Source organism: Haloarcula sp. S1AR25-4, assembly GCF_031624555.1.
Lineage (GTDB): Archaea > Halobacteriota > Halobacteria > Halobacteriales > Haloarculaceae > Haloarcula > Haloarcula pellucida.
Map to the genome: position 1 here is coordinate 360,663 of NZ_JAMQOR010000002.1, position 18,191 is coordinate 378,853.

Genomic DNA, 18,191 nt, shown 5'->3' on the forward strand with positions numbered 1-18,191 from the left:
TCAGACGAGGACGCGTTCGAGTTCGACGACAGTCCCGGCGTCGGCCTCGGGGTCCCCGACCAGCGTGCCGAGACAGACGGCCGCGCCGTCCGGCGTGTAGCAGGCGACGAGGGTCCCTTCCTCCGGCGTGGCACCTCCGACCTCGGCGGGACCGACGCCGATGACACCGGGGGCGTACACCGGCGCGCCGTCGGCCACCGCACGGGCAGCGCTGGGGGCGATCGTCACCGCTGGAAGCGCGACGAGAGTGCGTTCCGCTGGCTGGACCACTTCGCGGAGCGGCGTCGTCTCGCCAGCCTCGGCGACGGCGAGGGCGTCGACGAGGTCGTGCATCGTCACGAGGTCGGCGTCGTCGAAGGTGCCTGTGGCGGTCCGGCGCAGGTCGCCCATGTGTGCGCCCGTCCCGAGCGCCAGTCCGATGTCGTGACACAGTTTGCGGATGTAGGTCCCCGAGGCACAGCGCACGCGAAGGAGCGCCCGGCGGTCCTCGCGTTCGAGAACGTCGAGGTCGTGAATCCGTCGGGTCCGCAGTTGACGCTTGACGGCGCTCTTGCGCGGTGGTTTCTGGTAGATGTCGCCCTCGAACTCGGCGACGACGGTCCCGAAGTCCGCGGGAGCGCGGTCGTGGAGTTCCAACACGGCGACGTACTCCTTGATAGCCTCGTCGAAGACGCGGGCCGCGCGGGCGGCGTCGCCGAGCAGAATCGGGAGACAGCCCGTGACCTTCGGGTCGAGCGTGCCGCCGTGGGCCACCCGGTCCTGTCCGGTGGCGTCCCGGACCCACGCGGCGACCTGATGGGCGGAGGGGCCGGGGGGCTTATCGAGGTTGACGACGCCAAAGGAGAGCAGGGCGTCGACGTCGCGGTCGTCGGGTGGGCCACGGAGCGTCATCGAATCAGAACTCGTACCGGATGTCCTCGATGGGTGCTTTCCCCTCGTCGCCCTCCGGACGGTAGGAGTCGATGGCGTGAAGCGAGACGCTCAGGACGCCCTGCGGGTCCCAGCGGGCGGTGTTGACCGAGAGGTCGTAGATAGAGAGGTCGTCGAAGTCGATGTCGTAGTAGTCGCTGTAGCGCTGGGCCTCGCTCTCGCCGCGCTCTCTGGTCTCCGTGCGGGCTTGCTCGAAGGGCTTGTTCTCGCGCTGGGCGATGCGGTCGGCACGGACGTCGAGTGGCGCGGTGAGCCAGAGTTTGATGTCGGCGTATTCCCCGGCCATCCAGCCAGCGAGGCGAGATTCCAACACGAGGTCGTCCCGCTCGGCGGCGATGTCCCGGAGTCGTCGGTCGAGGTCGCGGTCTATCTGGTCGTCCTCCTCGGCGGCCTTGTTCAGTTCCAGCGGCGTCATCCCGCGTTCCTCGGCCAGCGAGCGGAAGATGTCGCCGCCGCTGACGTGGTCGTAGGAGAGGGCGTCGGCGAGACTCTTCGCGAGCGTGCTCTTCCCGCTGCCAGCGGGACCAGAGACGGTGATCAACATAGCTACTCTCCGAAGGTGGCGATAAAAGGAGTTGTGTCTTCGAGCTACCCGTGTCACGTCGAAAGCGGTCGCAACGCTCGTCGAGACAGTTGCGTTCTGAAGCGCTACCACACCAGTCGCGAGGCGTGAGGACGCCGTCGGGCGCGACGCCTGGGCAGAATGCGTCCTAGGCGAAAAGGAGATACCGGACGGACCGGAAAATTACCTCATGAATGGAATTGGAATTACGCTCTGAGAAGACCATCAAAAGACTCTCGCTGTCGTTGGTCGTGCTGGGCCCCGTTCTAGCGGTGCTCAGCCTGGCTATCGGGTCTCTTTCTGGCATTCTAGCAGGGATACTGACCACTGTCATGGGGACGCTACTGTCCTGGAATGTCGGAACGGTCGGCATCCCTGAAACCCAAGCACAGGCTAACCAGGCGACAGCATTGCGTTATGCAATACTGCAACTGGGTTTCACGGTTCTGTTGTTCATATTGCTCGCGCAATTATTCAAAGAGGATAGTGTGTGGATCGGTGGCGTTTCTGAGATCTCTAGTCTAGGAATTGCACTCTCGAGTGTTCTCTGTGGCGGAATATTCGGAGGCGTACTGCCCTATGTCAGTAAACGTGTGGGTTTTGGCGAATCCATCGCGAAATCCCCATCGCTGGGATTGGTGAGTTCATTGAAAACGTTCGTATTCTACACCGGGTTTCTTTGGTTCTATCCCAGTTACGTCGCAGTATTTGTTGCAGGATACGTCGTGAGTCGATGTAGTATCATATATTATAGATATTATGGAAATAGTGGTCGATAGCCATTTATCATATGGAACGACACCGGTCAGATGATTATGGCTTAGAGGTCGACCATCGATACACAGTTCTCGTGATATACAGCCCTGTCACAATGAACAGAAGACCTGCAATTAGAAATGCAATATCTAGTTCCGTTTGGCTACCGTGACTGGTTAGAAATATCGGCGGATTTGGCTCCGTTGGAATCCTATTGATTCGACACCTTTCCCGAGGATTTTGCCGTTAGTTACGATTGCTCAAGGTACTCTTGTTGCTTCAATTCGGAGTCCATTCGGCCCGGCTAAAATCATCAGTCGTTGACGGTCGTTATCGAGAGTCCACGTGTCAGTTGTGACAGACTCCGCAGTCCTCGCTTTGACTCGATACTCCCCTGGAGTTGTAAAGACTGTATCGAGGAACAACCCACGCTCAGACTCAACGGACTCTGTATATTCCGTTCCTGCGATACCGGTAGAGGAATTCACTACCGTGACGGTGATGTCGAACTTGGAATTCCTCTCTCCGAGATTGTAAATCAAAAGTGGGACTGGCTGGAACTCTCGCGATGATGTAGTATCGGACTGCACTGATTCAGCCTGCTTGCCTCGTTGTTCCACACGGGTGTGCCCCGTCGGACTGATTCGATACAGCACCGTATGGGGAGCGCCATCGGAGACTGAACCGTCGTCGTATGTTGTTGCGGCACACTGAACGAAAACATACTGCTTTTCTGGTGTACTGACTACTGAACGGCTATTACAACCAATCTCGATTCGATCAGGTGACGTATTATTTAGGATTCGGTTGTGTAACTGCGTCTTTTCAAGTTTTTCAGCGTACCTGAGAGCAGATGAATCGTTAATTGCGGGTGGCGGAGACGGTGCTTCACGAAGGTGTGGTTGGTTTGACGAGATTTCTACTCCAAAAAGAATTCCTGTCGTACCCACAATCACAACGACAATCGCAAGAAAACCATAGAGGAGACCTTTTTCCATAAATCAGTGTGTGACCCTTAGATAGTAATATCAATTGATTGGTTAAAGACTCATTTAGCCAAAAGACGGTGATTCGCCTATATTGAACGTTCAAAGTGCTTAGTCAAGGTTGTGAGTGAGACAGCCGACAACGAGTTCACGGAACTACTTCCACCAGTGTCGTGAGCGGACGAATGTGCCATATTTCCGTTTAAGACGGGAGTTCACCGTCTCGTTCTGACTACGCTGGCCGTAGAGGCCGGCGTCCAACCGAGCGTTCCACGTCTTGTGGAGTGACGAAAACTCTCGGTGCTTGATGAGCGAACGAACATCATATTCGCGGGCTAACGCACGAATCTTCTGGTCGTCGTCACATGGAAATTGACGATAGCATTCGCTCTCGTGTCCACGAGAAGTGTAACTTTCAACTGCTGAATCGTCAGTTTCGTTCTCTGAGTGAGCCTCATAATAATTACTGCACCAACGTTACCAAGACTAAGAACCCGATAGCACAGGCACATCCTGGACAGCACCAGCGATCGGTCGCAGTCGTCACCCAGAGTCCGCCGCGTCTCGGCCGGGAGAACGTCCCGGTCGCTTCGTAGTGTGCCGTCGGCGGAGTCCCTGAACGCCGTTTCGCGCGGCTGAACCAACGTGTGCTGGATACGGAGTCGGTGTAGCGCCGAGGCGACGGAGAACCGACCCCGTCGCGAACGGGTTAGCTACCGGTCGGCGTCGTCTCGACGTTCAGCGCCTTCCGGATGATCTGGGTGAACGACAGCGAGCACAGGAAGTACCAGAGGATCCACGCCTGCAGCGGCCCGGCGGCGCCCTCTTGCCACGAGCCGACGTCACCGAGTATCGGGAACGTGACGACCGGTGCCTCCAGGGACATCCCGGCGCCGAACACCATCCAGTAGAGCCACAGGAAGATGGGGATGTTGATGAGCATGATCCAGACCATCGGGCGGAACTGCTGTTTGAACATGCCCATCTGGTCGGTCATCAGTTCCATCTGTTCCTCTTCGAGGCGGTCCAGCGCCTCGTCGTCGCCGCGTTCCTTCGCGGCCTCGCGGCGCTCTTTGAGGTCCTGCATCTTCTCTTGATGGTCGCCCATCCCGGACATGTCCATCAACTGGTCCTGCAGAATCGAGGACGTAGAGCCCGTGAACACGGCCAACACGAGGATGACGACGTAGAACGGGACGGTTTCCGCGAGCGGTCCCAGCGCGATGTCGATGACGCCGCCGATGGCGTCACGGACGGAGGTGAGCGAGTACCCGGCGAAGAGGCCGAGCGTCGCGAGGCCGGCCAGTTTGTCCCACGTGGACCAACTGCCGTCGTCGTCGTCCTCTGCGGGGGCGGCGTCGGCCTCTTCGAGCGCTTCGTGGACGCCTTCCGGGTCGTCGACGACGAACCCCTCGCCGTCGGCGTCGACGAGGAGGCCCGACTCGATGAGTCGTCCCCACTCGCCGCTGGTGATGTCGTCGCTGACGTCACTCCACGTGACGGTCCCTTTCTCCTCGGCGACGGAGAGGACCGCTGCGAGTGCGTCGGTCATTGCTTCGCCCTCGTCGGCGAGTCGTTCTACCTTCGGCGCGGTGCGTGCCATTGTACTGTGTTCAGCAGTGACGACTTATCAACGTTTATTCTGCGTGTTCGTCGACCGCGTTCTCGATGTCGTCCCAGACCTCGTCGGGGGTCTGCTCGCCGTCGATGGCGACGAAGCCCTCGTGGTCCTCGTAGTGGGCGATGACCGGCGCGGTGTTCTCGTCGAAGACGTCCAGTCGGTTGCGCACCGACTCCTCGTTGTCGTCCTCGCGCTGGATCAGGTCGCCGCCACACTCGTCACAGACGCCCTCCGCTTCGGGCGGGCTGAACTCGACGTGGTAGTTCGCGCCACAGTCGTCACACACGCGGCGGCCGGTCAGGCGGTCGACGAGTTCCTCGCGGGAGACGTCGAGCGAGAGAATCACGTCGAGGTCGGTCATGCCTTCGAGTTCCTCGGCCTGCTCCAGATTTCGGGGGTAGCCGTCCAGCACGAACCCGTCGGCTTGGGAGAGCGCCTCGTCGACGATGGCGTTGACGACGGCGTCGGGGACGAGGTCACCGGCCTCCATGTACTCCCGCGGCGTGTCGTACTCGGTGTCCATGTCGCTGATGTCCATGTCCTTGTTCGCCCGCAGGGCGTCGCCCGTCGTGATGTGCTCGACACCGTAGGTGTCGGCGAGGTTGACGCTCTGTGTGCCTTTGCCGGCGCCCGGCGGTCCGAGAATCAGGATTCGTGGGTTCGACATGGACGCGGGTTCACCCGCGCTCGTTAAATGGTTGTCCAAACGCGCCCGGCCCGGGACCGACTGGGCAGTCGCTCGTGGCCCTCGCGTGGCGGACTGCCCCGACCCAAATCCGTAAAACTGCGGCCGCCCAGGAACCGGATATGCTCGAAGCAGGCGACCCAGCACCCGACGTGAGCGCTCCGAACCAGTCCGGCGAGACGGTGACGCCGAAGTTCGACGACCCGACGGTCGTGTACTTCTACCCCGAGGACTTCACCGGCGGGTGTACCATCGAAGCACGGGAGTTTCAGGACGTGCTCCCGCAGTTCCGCGAAGTCGACGTCACGGTCTATGGCGTCTCGATGGACGGTGTCCAGACACACGACGAGTTCGCCGAAGAGGAAGGGCTCCGCTATGACCTGCTGGCCGACCCCGACGGGACCGTCGCGGAGGCGTTCGGCCTCGACGTCAGTTCGGGGTGGACCGACCGACGGACGTTCGTGCTGTCCAACGGCGAGGTCAAGGCTGTCTACGACCCGGACATGGCCGACCCGTCGGGCCACGCGGAGGAAGTGCTGAACGACACGCGAAACGAGTACGTACAGAGCGGGTAACCCGCCGACTCAGATCCACGCCGTCTCGGGGTCTATCGGGTTCGTCGGGTCCTCGCCCCGCAAGACGGCAGCGACGTCGCTCGCGACGCCGCGCGAGAGATCGGTCCGACTCTCTTCGGAGTACCAGCCGACGTGGGGCGTACAGATTACGTCGTCCCGGCCCGCGAGCGGGTCGTCCGGGCCCGGTGGTTCCTCGGCCCGCACGTCTAGCCCCGCTTTCGCGACGGACCCGTCGTCTAGGGCCGACACGAGGGCGTCCTCGTCGACGACCGGGCCGCGGGCGGTGTTGACGACGATGGCCGCTTCGAGCCGTTCGAACTCCGCGGTCGAGAACATATGGCGGGTCTCCTCGAACAGGGGGGCGTGGATCGAGAGGTAGTCGAGACGGTCCAGCATCGCGTCGAACGGTACCTTCTCGACGCCGTAGTCCCGCATCGTCGCCGCGTCGACGTTCGGGTCGTAGGCGACGACGTCCAGTTGGTAGGCGCGGAGTTTCGACGCCAGACGACGGGCGATGGCACCGAATCCGGCGAGGCCGAGTGTTCGACCCCGCATCCGGTGGAGCGGGCGGCCGGTCCGCCAGTCCCACGTCCCCTCGGAGATCTCGCGGTCGTAGTGGGGTATCGCTCGCACGCAGGCCAGCAACAGCGAGAGCGCGTGCGTCGACACCTCGTCGAGACAGTAGTCGGGGACGTTGACGACGGTGATCCCGTTCTCGGCGGCCGCGTCGACGTCGATGTTGTCGACGCCGATGCCGGCCCGCCCGACGACCTGCAGCGTGTCGGTACCCGAGAGCGCCGTAGCCGTGACCGGCGTCGCCGCGTCCACGATGATACCGTGGGCGCCCTGTACGGCCTCGGTGACGGCGGCGTCGGTCTTCTCGTCCAGCAGTTCGATGGTCGCGCCCGCGGCCTCTAGAATCTCCGACTGCGTCGTCGGGTCGACCGTCTTGTTGTCACAGAGGACGATAGTGTAGTCCATATCGACTGTCGCACGGGCCACCACAAAGAGTGTGTGTGCCCGGTCGCTGCTACTCAGGCCGGTGGCTCGTCCCACGCCTCGCCGTTGTCCTGTGGGTCGTAGCCGATGGTCTCGCGGGCATACTCTAGGTCGTCCAGCCAGCGTCGGTCGTTGCCGCTGACGCCGTAGAAGTGGTCCCACTCGACCGAGTCGTCGTCCAGACAGCACGCGACCATCGTGGCGAGGTCGCGCCGTGACTGCCAGAGCCCTTTCATCCGAGCGACCTGCTCCTCGTAGGCGTCGCTCCCGCGGTCCCAGCGGCCCGTCTCGACGCCCCGTTCGGCGTCGCCGTACGGGTGGTCGAACTCGGGGTCTCTGACCGCGCCGATGCGGAGACCGTAGAACCGGATACCGTGGGCTTCGGCGGCCAGACGGCCAAGATCCTCGCCGTAGCTCTTGGTGAGTCCGTACCGGGAGTCCGGTCGGTGGGGTTCGTCGTGGCCCGCGCGGATACCCGTGTCGTGGTACACCTCGGGCGCGTTTCGGACCTCGACCATCCCGACGGCGTGGTTCGAGGAGGCGAAGACGAGGCTGTCGAGGCCGGCGTCGACGGCCGCGTCGGTGACGTTGTGGATGCCTTCGAGGTTGTCTGCGAGCGGTTCGGACCACGCCAGCGAGCGGTCATCGGGGCCGCCGGTGCCGGGCGTCAGCGCGAGGTGGACGACGGCGTCCTGCCCGTCGAAGTGGGGTCGGACGGCGTCGTAGTCGCGCACGTCGGCGACGACGTCTGTCCCCTCACCCGATTCGATGTCGAGACGGGTGAACTCGTAGCGGTCGCCGAGGTGGTCGGTGATGGCCGTCCCGACGGTGCCGTTCGCGCCCGTGAGGAGAACGTTCATACCACACGTCCGTCCGACGGCGACTTAGTTGCTCACCCGAAACGATCGGCGACGACACCACCCACCCCAACTGTTGGCCAAAAGACATATACACCCAGTCGCCAGCCATACATGACAATGAGTCACAAACTCAGCGAGCGACTCAAGTCGCTGGTCGGCGGGCCGGGACGGGACGCGGGGCGGTCGACAGATTCGCCGGAGGACGCGTCGTCGCTCCGGACGTGCCCGGAGTGTGAGAAGACGTTCATCGTCAGCGAGATGGAACGCTGTCCCGACTGCGGGACGGCCGTCGAAGAGACGCCGACCGAACGCGACCTCGGCCTGTTGTAGCTCAGAATATCTGCGCGCCACGACCGATGCGGGTCTGGTACGCCCGCGCGTCGATGCCCCGGTCGCCGAAGGTGTCGAGCATCGCGCTGGCGATGGCCCGCTGGTCGGCGTCCTCGCAGGCGGCGATGACCGTCGGGCCGGCCCCGGAGATGGTGACGCCCGTCGCGCCGGCGTCGAGTGCGGCCTCGCGGACCGACTCGTAGCCGTCGATGAGTTTCGCCCGGGCGGGCGTGACGACGGTGTCGTGCATCCCCTCGCCGACGAGTTCCGGGTCGTCCCGGTGCATCCCGGTCGTCAGCGTCGCGGCGTTACCGACGGTCTCGACCAGTTGATCGACGCGGGCGCTCTCCGGGACGACGCGCCGAGCGTCGCGGGTGGAGACGACGATGTCGGGGAGACAGGCGACCAGCGGTATCGAGGCGTCGACCTGCCGCACGCCCGACTCCGTGGCGATGGTAAAGCCGCCCATGATGGAGGGCGCGACGTTGTCGTCGTGGGCGTCGCCGGAGACGACGGCCTCGCCCTTCGCGGCGATGGGGACCAGTTCCTCCCGGGAGTAGCCGCGGTCGTACAGTTCGTTGAGGCCGACGGCCGCGGCGGCGGCGCTCGCGGCCGACGACCCCAGTCCCGACGCCGGACGGACGCCCTTGTCTATCTCGATGTGTGCGGGGGCCTCCAGCGCCTCGGCGACGGCGCCGACGGTGTTTTTCTCCGGGTCCTCGGGGATGAACTGGCTCCCGGCACCGGTCACGTCGATAGTCGTCCGGTCGGCCTTCGAGAGGCGGACGACGTCGGCGGGCCGTTCCAGCGCGACGCCGAAGACGTCGAAGCCACTGCCGAGATTCGCGCTCGTGGCCGGTGCCCGGACGGTGAGCATGCCTGCGAATTTTTCCAGTGTGGTCAAAAAGGTAGCGGACCGCCACAGCGACCCGTCGTTCGACTCTCACGATTGAGAACGCGGCCCAAAACAATAAATCCCGGAATGCGGTGGTACCGGTAGATAGGGGATGGCAGTCGAGGTCGGAATCGCCGTGGCGGTGGGGAGCGTAGTCGGGGGAGTCATCAGTGCAGGGCTCGCCGGTGCCGCCTGGCGCAATCGCTCGGTCGCCGGGGCCGTCCCGTTCGGGTGGTTGATGGCCGCCGCCGCTGGCTGGTGTTTCCTCGGTGCGGCGTGGGTCGTCACGACCGACTCGGCCGTCGCGATGGCCCTGTTTCTCGCGATACGAGCCGCCTCCGGCCTGATAGTCGGTCTCTGGGTCGTGTTCGCGCTGGTATATACGGGTCGGCGGACGTGGCTCACACCTGCCTGGATGGGGGCGATATTGCTCGTCCCGTCTACGTACGCCGTGCTGGCGCTGACGAACCCGCTTCACGGCCTCGTCGTCGCCGACGTGACGCTCTCGACCGTCGACGGACAGACGTTCTTCGTCGGCCAGACCGGGCCGGTGTACACTGCACAGACCGCCGTCTCTCTCTCGCTCATCGCCGTGGGGTACGGACTCCTCGGGGAGTTCCTCCTCCGGACGCGAAACCTTCACCGCAAACAGACGTTCGTAGTCCTCGTCGCCGGTCTGGTCACCGCCGGAGTCCACATCCTGTTCGTCTTCGGGGTGACGCCACATCCGGGGCTCAACGTCGCACCGCTCACCTTCGCGTTCAACGGCTTCCTCGTCGGCATCGCCCTGTTTCGCTATGACTTCCTCTCCGTCGCACCCCTCGCCGGCGACCTGGTGGTCGACGAACTTCCCGACCCCGTCCTCGTCTTGGACCGCCACGAGACGATTATCGACTACAACCCGGCCGCCGCAACGGTGATAGCCGACGGCGAGGACATCGAGGGGGCCGACGTGGACGACGTCGCACCGGGGCTCCTCGAGAAAATCAATCAGGGCGGCGTCCTCACGGTTGGGCAGCGTACCGCCTATTTCGACCCACAGACGCGCACCATCACTGACCAGCGCGGGACGGTCCGGGGACGGCTCGTCCTGTTGCGTGACGTGACGGGACAGCAACGCCGGCAAGACCGACTCGAAGCGCTCCAGACGGCGACGAGACACTTCATCGAGGCCAACCAGCCCGAGACCGTCGCTCGTCTGACCGTCGAATTCGCGACGCGCGTCCTCGATCAGAACGCCGCCGGTGTCTTCCTCTGTAACGACGAGGGCCACCTCGAACCGACCGCCGTCAGCGATCAGGTGGAAGACTACGTCGACGAGGAGTTGCTGTACGTCGACCCCGAGGAGATGCCCGACGACAACCTCTGGCAGACCTACGAGACTGGTGAGCGCCGCATCGTCTCCTTCGAGGGCAGTGGAGTCGGCAAACTGAAGACGGCGCTCATGGTCCCGATCGGCGATCACGGTGTCGTCGCCATCGGCTCCGAGGAGCAGACGTACGCGCCGGAGGACAAGCAGTACGCCGAGATACTCGCTCGGACGACACAGGTCGCACTCGATCAGGTCGCCCGGGAGCGGGAACTCCGCGAGAGTCGCACCGCCGTCCAGCGACGAACAGAACAGATAGAGTTCTTCAACGGCGTTCTCAGACACTCGCTGCGAAACGGGCTGCTGGTAATCCGTGGCCGCTCGGAACACCTCCACGACCACGTCCCCACGGACCAGCAGCGACACCTCGACAGCATCACGGCGTGGTGTGAGAAACTCGCAGCGACCAGCGAGACGATTCGGGATATCAACGAGACGGTGACCGCGAGCGAGAGCGAGCGGCTGGAAGTGATCGAACTGGGGGAGAGACTCCGGCGCGTGGCACAGACAGTCAGCAACGAGTGGCCAGCCGCGACGATCGGCGTCGACGTCAACGACGAGCGAGTGCTGGCGAACGAACTCGCCGAAGAGGTACTGTTGAGTGTCGTCGAGAACGCCGTCGAACACAACGAAGGCGTCCCGCACGTCACCATCACGACACAGAAGGCGGGCGACTGGGTCCAGCTCCGTATCGCCGACGACGGGCCGGGCATCTCCGACGACCTGAAGGCGACGATGTTCGAGCGCACGCTCACTCCGAACCAGACGGGCGGCGGGTTCGGTCTCTACTTCGTCTCCGTGATGATGGGCCTCTACGGGGGGAAAGTCTGGTTCGAGGACAACGACCCGACCGGGACCGTCGCTATCCTCGAGTTCCAGCGGACGAGCGAGCGAGCCGAAACGGAGTCGCCGCGGGCCGATACGGAGACCACGAACGGCCCGGTCGCCGAAGCACAAAGTAAATCCCACGACGACTGATACTCTCGCGTATGATCGGCGTCGTCGGCGGCGGCATCGCGGGACTCTCTGCGGCGTACCGCCTCCAGCAACGCGGCCACGAGGTTCGCGTGTTCGAGGCGAGCGACGACCTCGGCGGTCTGGCGGCGGTGTACGAGACGGCGGGAGACCCCATCGAAAAGTTCTATCACCACCTCTCGAAGTCCGAGGAGACCATCGTCGAACTCGCCGAGGAACTGGGACTCGGCGAGGACGTCGAGTGGCGCATCGGCAAGAACGCCTACTACGTCGACGGCGTCGTCCACCCGATGGACAAGCCGTGGGAGATTCTCTCCTTCCCCCACTGGAGCCTCTACGATAAGTTCCGTCTGGGGATGCTCACGCTCGATATCGACGTGCGCGGCGGCGTCCCCTCCTTCGACACCTACGAGGAACTGTCGGACTTCGAGGACGTCCCCGTCGAGCAGTTCGCCCGGGAACACACCACGCAGAACGTCTACGAGACGTTCTTCGAACCGCTGCTTGACGCGAAGTTCGGCGACCGGAAAGACGACGTGAGCGCGGCGTGGCTACTGGGTCGCATCAAGTTCCGCGGGGAGCGAGATATCTTGAAAGGCGAGGTGCTGGGCTATCTCGACGGCGGGTTCGGCCGTCTGCTGGACGCCCTCGTCGAGGCCGTCGGCCGCGAGAACATCGAGACGGGTACGCGCGTGACGGACATCGACACCGCCGACGGGGCGGTAACCGGACTGACCGCCGAGCGCGACGGCGAGACGACGACCCACGACGTGGACAGCGTCGTCGTCGCGACGATGCCGAACGTCCTCGAAGACCTCACCGGCTACCCCTGTGACATCGACTTCCAAGGGACGGTGTGTTCGGTCGTCAGCATGGACGAGTCCCTGATGGACACCTACTGGCTCAACATCGCCGACGAGGCCCCCTTCGGCGCGCTCATCGAGCACACCAACTTCGTCCCGGCCGAGCGCTACGGCGGCGAACACCTGCTGTACGTCGCCCGCTACATCCAGTCCCCCGAGGAGGACGTCTGGCAACAGGACGACGACGAGGTCCGTGAGACGTGGCTCTCGGGCATCGAGAACCTCTTCCCCGAGTTCGACCGCGAGTCGGTCAACTGGGTCCGTACCGCTCGGAACCCCCGCACCGCGCCAATCTACGAGCGCGGCTACGTCGACATGGTCGTCCCCTACGACCTCGGCGACGCGGTGGCCGAGGGCGTCTACTACGCCGGGATGGCCTCGAAGGCGCAGTACCCGGAGCGCTCGCTCAACGGCGGCGTCGTCGCGGGCTACGAGTGTGCCGACCGCATCGACGGCCGCGCGGACGCCGCGACCGACCGCGCGACGCCGACCACCGACTGAGGCCCCCACTTCTTGTCCGTCCGGGCAGCCACGTGTTCGCCGTCGCGGGGTACCACGACGGGGCGCTGGTCGCGGTGCTGGCGGCGTTCGATCTGCGACAGAACTGGACCGACCGACGCGAGGAGCCTCAGTCCGCGGTCTCGTCGTCGACGCCGGGCGCCTCCGACGGACTGACGTCTTCCGGTTCCGCCTGCCCACCGACGACGACCTCGCCGTCGGCCGTCTCGACGTAGACGTCGTCGGCGAACCCGCCCTCGGCGTGTGGGTGGTCCGGGTCCTCGAGTTTCTCGGGCGTCGAGGGGGCCTCCGTGATGCCGTCGGCCGGTCTGAACTTCCCGAGTGGGTCGTCGATGGTGATGTCGTAGCGTTCGAAGAACTCGTCGTATCGCTCGTAGTGCACTTCGAGTTCGTCGCTGGGGAACTCCATCATCTCCGTCCAGCCGTGGTTGTAGAAATCGAAGTTGGCCTGAACGTGGGTTATCTCGCGGGCCTCGGCCTCCGGATAGCCCGCCTCCAGGGCCGCGACGTAGGTGTTCATCGTCGCGTCGAAGAAGTCGTCTAAGTGGGGCCGGCGTTCGTCAGCCCGGGCCGGGTCGGCCTTCTCGGCGAACACGTTCGTGTGGAGGTCGACCAACCGGTCGTTGACTTTGTCACCGACCACTGGGAGCGTCAGCGCCTGTTTGGCCGCGAAGTGTTTGACGTTCTGACGGAGTTTCATCACCCGTGCTTGGGGCGCGAACGCCTTCAATGCCCCGACTACCCCCGGATTTCGGCCAGTTCGGGCGAGGTATCACGGTCGATACGGAGATAGCAATCCACATTAAGCCCGATTTCCTACCCACCGAACATGAGCACGTCGCACGTGATAATCGGAGACGGTATCGCGGGAGCGTCCGCGGCCGAGACGATCCGCGAGGAAGACCCAGACGCAGACGTCACCGTCATCACCGACGAGGGCGAAGCCCTGTACAACCGCATCCTCATCAAGGAGTTCGCGAAGGGGAAACTCCCCGAGGCGCCCATCTCCATCCACGAGCCCGAGTGGTACGACGAGCGGGACATCGACCTCCAGCTAAACACCCACGTGACCGACATCGACCCCGACGCCCACGAGGTCAACACCCACAGCGGGACGACCTACGAGTACGATAAGCTCCTCGTGGCCACGGGCGGCACCCCCGCACAGGTCCCCGTCGAGAACAGCGACGCCGACGGCATCCACCACTTCTGGACGTTCCAGGACGCCCGCGGCATCGCCGAACACGCCGAAGAGGCCGATCAGGGCATCATCGTCGGCGCCGGCCTGCTCGGCATCGACCTCGCCGCCGTCTGTGCCGCACAGGGCATCGACGCGAAGTACCTCATGCGCGGCAACCGCTGGTGGCGCTACGCGCTCTCGGAGGACGGCGCGGAGATTATCCACGAGGCCCTGCGCGAGAACGGCGTCGAACCCGTCTTCGACTCCGGCGTCGACCACTTCACCGTCGACGACGACGGCCACGTCACCGGTGCCGTCGACCCGAACGGCGAGGAGTACGAGGGCGAGTGGGCCGGCGTCGCCATCGGGCTGGACTTCAACACGGAGTTCCTCGGCGGTTCCGGCGTCGAACTCGACGACGGTATCGTCGTCGACGAGTACATGCAGACCAACGTCGAGGACGTCTACGCCGCGGGTGACATCACCCAGTTCTACGACACCATCCTCGACGCACGGGCCCAGAACGGCGCGTGGGGCTCCGCGAAAGAGCAGGGCTCGGTCGCCGGCACGAACATGGTCGCCGACGACGAGGCCGACGCCTTCCGCTGGGTCTCCTCGTACTCCATCACCCACTTCGACTTCCCGTTCCTCTCCTTTGGCCACCCGGCCCGCGGCGACGACGAGGCCGAGCGCAAGTACTCCGACAGCGAGTGGCGGCGTCTCGCCTTCGAGGACGGGCAGTTGGTCGGCGGCGTGCTCATCGGGGACCTCTCCCAGCAGTCGAAGTTCAAGAAACTCATCCGCGAGGAGCGACAGGTCGCAGACAAGAAGGAACTGCTGCTAGAGAAGGACGTCGACCTCGAAGAAGTGAAAGCCCAGACCGCCGCGCCCGCAGAGTAACGCGGCTTCGACTCCGGTTTCCGCGATACCGACTCCGCGTATCCGGTCGTCGCTCCCCCGACACCAGCCTATCGTGTGTCGGTCCGGGAGGCTGTCGGCAGGACACGAGAACGACGCCCTTTTTTCCGCGCACGGCGGAGTACGGCGTATGGACGGCGGCAGCGGCGACATGACCCTCGCGTTCGACCTAGACGCCCTGAAAGAACTGGCGTACCCGGATAGCGTCTTCAACGACGCCCGCCAGTGGTCCGAGTACGTCGGCGTCATCTCTGATCAACCCACGTACGTCGTGACCAACTTCACGCGAAAGCATCGCATCCGACAGGACTTCTTCTCCGGGCCGCGGGGCCGCGAGGAGAGTCTCGTCAACGTCAAAGAGCAGTTCGACACCGACCGCCACGTCTTCGTCGGCACCGACGAAGCGGCCGCCGAACTCGCCGAGACGGCCGAGTGGGAGTTCCTGCCAGTCGAACAGGCCGCCGAGGCCGCCGGCTGGGAACTCGGCGAACCCGAAGCCCCCGCCGCGACGACCAACGAGGACGACGAGCGCGACGACTGGCCCTGAACCGGCGGCACGGGCGCTTCGACGAAGACAGTATTTTTATTTACGTTCCGAGAGTCGAACTGAACCGACAATGTCCCTCGACATCGGTGCCGCCCTCCGAACTGGATTCGACGACCTGACGAGCGAATCCGGTGTGCTCGTCGTCGCCGTGTTAGTCGCTCTCAATCTGGTGAGCCTCGTCGCCAATGAGAGTTTCGCCAGAGAGATGATGCAATTCGTGTTCGAGAACGGCGGGTACACCCCCGAACAGCAGCAGATGATGGCCTCGTTCACGGGGAACTATCCGCTGGCGATAGACGTGGGCCTCGGCGTCGCCGTCGCCCTCGCACTACTGCTCGTCCTCGTCGGCGAGTTCGTCCGGTTCTGGGCGATCAGGACCTTCGCCGGGCCGAGCGAGACGGCCGTCGAGTCGCCGGCCGAGCGAGTCAGCCACGTGCTGGTCCTCGGCGGTGGGATCGCCGTCCTGCTGTTCGTCTTCGGGTCGGTGGCGCCGTTGGCTGGACAGTTAGTCGGCCCGGTAGTAGGGAGCGTCGGCTCGTTAGTCGGTTCGGTCGGCTCGCTCGTCTTGCTCACCGTCTTCGTCTACCTCCGGCAGGAGATCGCGCTGAACGACGGGGGCTACGGGACGACGGTGAAGAACAGTTTCGCCCGGTTCATGGACGACCCCGCGAGCATCATCGTCCTGCTGGTGGTACTCGGCCTGTTCGGTCTCGTCGCGGCTATCCCGACGGTTTTGACGTTCCTCGGCATCGCCCCGGGCGTCGCCGGGATTTCGGGTCGGGTCGTCCTGAACGTCGTCGCGACGGTCATCAGGGCCGTCTTCCAGACGCTGGGCATCGCCGCCGTGACCGCTGCGTATCTACAGGTTCGGTCGAGCGCGGATCCGTCCGGACTCTGAACAGCCCGCCGTATCGCGGGCTTTAACCCCGCGAGTGTCCTATCGCTGGCAATGGCAGAACCGCGTGTGCCCGGCGGACGCGAGTCCGAACTCGAACTCGCCTGTGGGGAGGTCATCGACACCCACGACGACCTGCACATGGGGATTCGCGAGTACGACTGCGCGTGTGGCGCGACTCACGCCGTCGTACTGGACGCGCACCCGCTCGCCCGCTTCGTCCCGGAGTTTCTGGAGGAGGTCCTCACGGAGACGATCGAACCGGCCGACGACCACGACGAGTTCACGACGGCCCACCTCATGGGCGTCGTCATCGAGGAGTTCCCCGAGAAAGTCGCCGTCGCCGACGCCGCCGAGGACGGCGCCGTCGGGTTCTCACTGGCGTGGGTCACCGATTTCGACTCCCGCCGGCTCCACGAGATCGTCGTCGAGTTGCTCGTCGAACTGATGGAACACGCCGTCAGCCACGCCGAGGACGACGCCGTGATGGAGGAGTTCGAGGCCCAGATGCTGGAGTTCGACGTCGAGGCGTTCGTCGACCAGTACCGCGCCCAGCGGAACTTCGACGACCGACACGACACCGCTATCTGAGCGCTACTGTTTCCCGCGAGCAGACCGACTCTCCCGTATGGGCTGGCGTGCGATCGTCGTCGCCGCCGCGTTCGTCGTGGCCGGCTGTAGCGGCTTCACTGCCACTGATGGCCCGGAGGCGGTCACACCAGCACCGGTGCCAGAGCAACCGACGGGACCGGCTGCCGTGCCCGGCCTAACGACCGATGGCATCGCCAGTCCCGACGCCCTCGCGCGCGCACATCGTCGGTCGCTGTACGACCGGTCGTACACGCTGACCGTCCGGTGGACGGTGGGTGCCCGCGAAGGCGTCACGCGACTGGCGGTCGAAGACGAGCGCCGGTACCGCTACCGCAGCGAGCAGATGGGCGGGGGGTACAGCGACCGGATGTTCGTCGACGGCGCCACCCGTTACAACCGATACCGCCGCCCGCTCGGCGTCAAGTTCGTCCGGGGTCAGTCAGCGCCGGCGCGCGACCGGTTCGGCCACGTCACCGCCCGACTCGTGCGGAGTTTCCTCCCGGCGGGGCCTGCTGCCATCGAGCCCCACCCCGACGGCTACGAGCTCGTCGTCCGGCGGGCCCCGGATGGCTTCGACCGGGTCGACCGGTACGTCGTCCGCGCCGTCGTCGCGCCCTCGGGGTTCGTCCGGTCGTTCGTCGTCAGCTATCGCAACACGGAGCGGAACGCGACCGCCTACCACCGATTCCGGTACGCAGACGTCGGGGAGACGGCGGTCGAACGGCCGTCGTGGGTTCGCGAGCGGTGGCCCGAGGCGACGCGACGTGGGACGGCGACGACGACACCGTATGACAGTGGCTGACAGCGACGGGTCCCCGCCGTCCCGCGGTTTCCCCTAAACAGCCGTCTGACGGCTGTCTGACGGTGTTATATGGTGTTTGGGGTTTTGTACGTACGTATGGCCATCCGCCACGGCGAGTTCGAGCGCATCATCTCGGTGCTCGACGACGCCGACGCCGACGGCCCGCTGACGGCCCGCGAGATTCTCGACCTGTTGGAGGAACACGACGAAGACTTCGGCAGCGCCCACCGCGTCGCGACAGTACTGGGCCGCCGGGCACAGACCGGCGACGTCGAGGTAATCGAGGACCAACCCTACCGCTACCGGGTCGACTAACGCGGCAACTGAACCGGG

The 18,191-nt window shown here is 64.4% G+C and carries 18 protein-coding genes and 1 pseudogene; 10 read left to right on the plus strand and 9 right to left on the minus strand.

Annotated features, from left to right (window positions below; genetic code table 11):
- The 5 genes and pseudogenes from NDI85_RS10550 to NDI85_RS10570 form a co-directional block, all read right to left on the minus strand.
- Window positions 1-891, minus strand: coding sequence for an RNA-guided pseudouridylation complex pseudouridine synthase subunit Cbf5 (locus tag NDI85_RS10550; protein WP_310915732.1), 891 nt, complete (start codon window positions 889-891; stop codon window positions 1-3).
- 4 nt (window positions 892-895) lie between these two features.
- Entirely contained in the window at window positions 896-1,474 is a 579-nt protein-coding gene (cmk, locus tag NDI85_RS10555; RefSeq protein WP_166971999.1) for a (d)CMP kinase, read from the minus strand.
- Between the two features lie 1,916 nt (window positions 1,475-3,390).
- Window positions 3,391-3,683: pseudogene (locus tag NDI85_RS10560) on the minus strand (IS5/IS1182 family transposase); the annotation flags it as partial.
- 260 nt (window positions 3,684-3,943) lie between these two features.
- Window positions 3,944-4,837, minus strand: coding sequence for a DUF106 domain-containing protein (locus NDI85_RS10565; RefSeq protein WP_188996783.1), 894 nt, complete (start codon window positions 4,835-4,837; stop codon window positions 3,944-3,946).
- 34 nt (window positions 4,838-4,871) lie between these two features.
- A complete protein-coding gene (locus NDI85_RS10570) occupies window positions 4,872-5,522 on the minus strand; it encodes an adenylate kinase (protein ID WP_188996781.1) in 651 nt (216 codons plus the stop codon).
- A 140-nt stretch (window positions 5,523-5,662) separates the two neighbouring features.
- On the opposite strand from NDI85_RS10570, the gene NDI85_RS10575 reads away from it, so the two are divergent.
- Entirely contained in the window at window positions 5,663-6,115 is a 453-nt protein-coding gene (locus NDI85_RS10575; RefSeq protein ID WP_188996779.1) for a peroxiredoxin, read from the plus strand.
- Window positions 6,116-6,124: 9 nt separating this feature from the next.
- On the opposite strand, the gene NDI85_RS10580 is transcribed toward NDI85_RS10575, so the two are convergent.
- Window positions 6,125-7,096 carry a C-terminal binding protein gene (locus NDI85_RS10580; protein WP_310915733.1) on the minus strand — a complete coding sequence of 324 codons (972 nt, stop codon included), beginning with the start codon at window positions 7,094-7,096 and terminating at the stop codon, window positions 6,125-6,127.
- Between the two features lie 53 nt (window positions 7,097-7,149).
- Window positions 7,150-7,974 (minus strand): NAD(P)-dependent oxidoreductase, encoded by an 825-nt coding sequence (locus NDI85_RS10585; RefSeq protein WP_310915734.1) that lies wholly within the window; start codon window positions 7,972-7,974, stop codon window positions 7,150-7,152.
- 117 nt (window positions 7,975-8,091) lie between these two features.
- Between NDI85_RS10585 and NDI85_RS10590 the strand changes: the two genes are divergently transcribed.
- Window positions 8,092-8,304 carry a hypothetical protein gene (locus tag NDI85_RS10590; RefSeq protein ID WP_166972009.1) on the plus strand — a complete coding sequence of 71 codons (213 nt, stop codon included), beginning with the start codon at window positions 8,092-8,094 and terminating at the stop codon, window positions 8,302-8,304.
- A gap of 1 nt (window position 8,305) precedes the next feature.
- Here the strand turns inward: NDI85_RS10590 and NDI85_RS10595 are convergent, their stop codons facing one another.
- Complete coding sequence (locus NDI85_RS10595) at window positions 8,306-9,181, minus strand: homoserine kinase (protein ID WP_188996773.1); 876 nt, start codon at window positions 9,179-9,181, stop codon at window positions 8,306-8,308.
- A gap of 130 nt (window positions 9,182-9,311) precedes the next feature.
- On the opposite strand from NDI85_RS10595, the gene NDI85_RS10600 reads away from it, so the two are divergent.
- A complete protein-coding gene (locus tag NDI85_RS10600; RefSeq protein WP_310915735.1) occupies window positions 9,312-11,546 on the plus strand; it encodes a histidine kinase N-terminal 7TM domain-containing protein in 2,235 nt (744 codons plus the stop codon).
- An 11-nt stretch (window positions 11,547-11,557) separates the two neighbouring features.
- Window positions 11,558-12,907 carry an NAD(P)/FAD-dependent oxidoreductase gene (locus NDI85_RS10605; RefSeq protein WP_310915736.1) on the plus strand — a complete coding sequence of 450 codons (1,350 nt, stop codon included), beginning with the start codon at window positions 11,558-11,560 and terminating at the stop codon, window positions 12,905-12,907.
- 127 nt (window positions 12,908-13,034) lie between these two features.
- Here NDI85_RS10605 and NDI85_RS10610 read toward each other — a convergent pair whose 3' ends face one another.
- Window positions 13,035-13,625, minus strand: a complete 591-nt coding sequence (locus tag NDI85_RS10610) for a DUF6149 family protein (protein ID WP_310915737.1) — start codon at window positions 13,623-13,625, stop codon at window positions 13,035-13,037.
- 129 nt (window positions 13,626-13,754) lie between these two features.
- Between NDI85_RS10610 and NDI85_RS10615 the strand changes: the two genes are divergently transcribed.
- From NDI85_RS10615 to NDI85_RS10640, 6 genes are all read left to right on the plus strand, one after another.
- Window positions 13,755-15,005, plus strand: coding sequence for an FAD-dependent oxidoreductase (locus tag NDI85_RS10615; RefSeq protein WP_310915738.1), 1,251 nt, complete (start codon window positions 13,755-13,757; stop codon window positions 15,003-15,005).
- Between the two features lie 148 nt (window positions 15,006-15,153).
- On the plus strand, window positions 15,154-15,570 hold the full coding sequence (locus NDI85_RS10620; RefSeq protein WP_310915739.1) for a hypothetical protein: 417 nt from the start codon (window positions 15,154-15,156) through the stop codon (window positions 15,568-15,570).
- Window positions 15,571-15,640: 70 nt separating this feature from the next.
- A complete protein-coding gene (locus tag NDI85_RS10625) occupies window positions 15,641-16,468 on the plus strand; it encodes a hypothetical protein (RefSeq protein WP_310915740.1) in 828 nt (275 codons plus the stop codon).
- A 51-nt stretch (window positions 16,469-16,519) separates the two neighbouring features.
- A complete protein-coding gene (locus NDI85_RS10630; RefSeq protein ID WP_166972025.1) occupies window positions 16,520-17,056 on the plus strand; it encodes a DUF5815 family protein in 537 nt (178 codons plus the stop codon).
- Window positions 17,057-17,093: 37 nt separating this feature from the next.
- Window positions 17,094-17,858, plus strand: coding sequence for a hypothetical protein (locus tag NDI85_RS10635; protein WP_188996759.1), 765 nt, complete (start codon window positions 17,094-17,096; stop codon window positions 17,856-17,858).
- A 96-nt stretch (window positions 17,859-17,954) separates the two neighbouring features.
- Window positions 17,955-18,173: a hypothetical protein gene (locus NDI85_RS10640; RefSeq protein ID WP_166972029.1), complete on the plus strand. Its 219-nt coding sequence runs from the start codon at window positions 17,955-17,957 to the stop codon at window positions 18,171-18,173.
- Window positions 18,174-18,191: the final 18 nt, after the last annotated feature.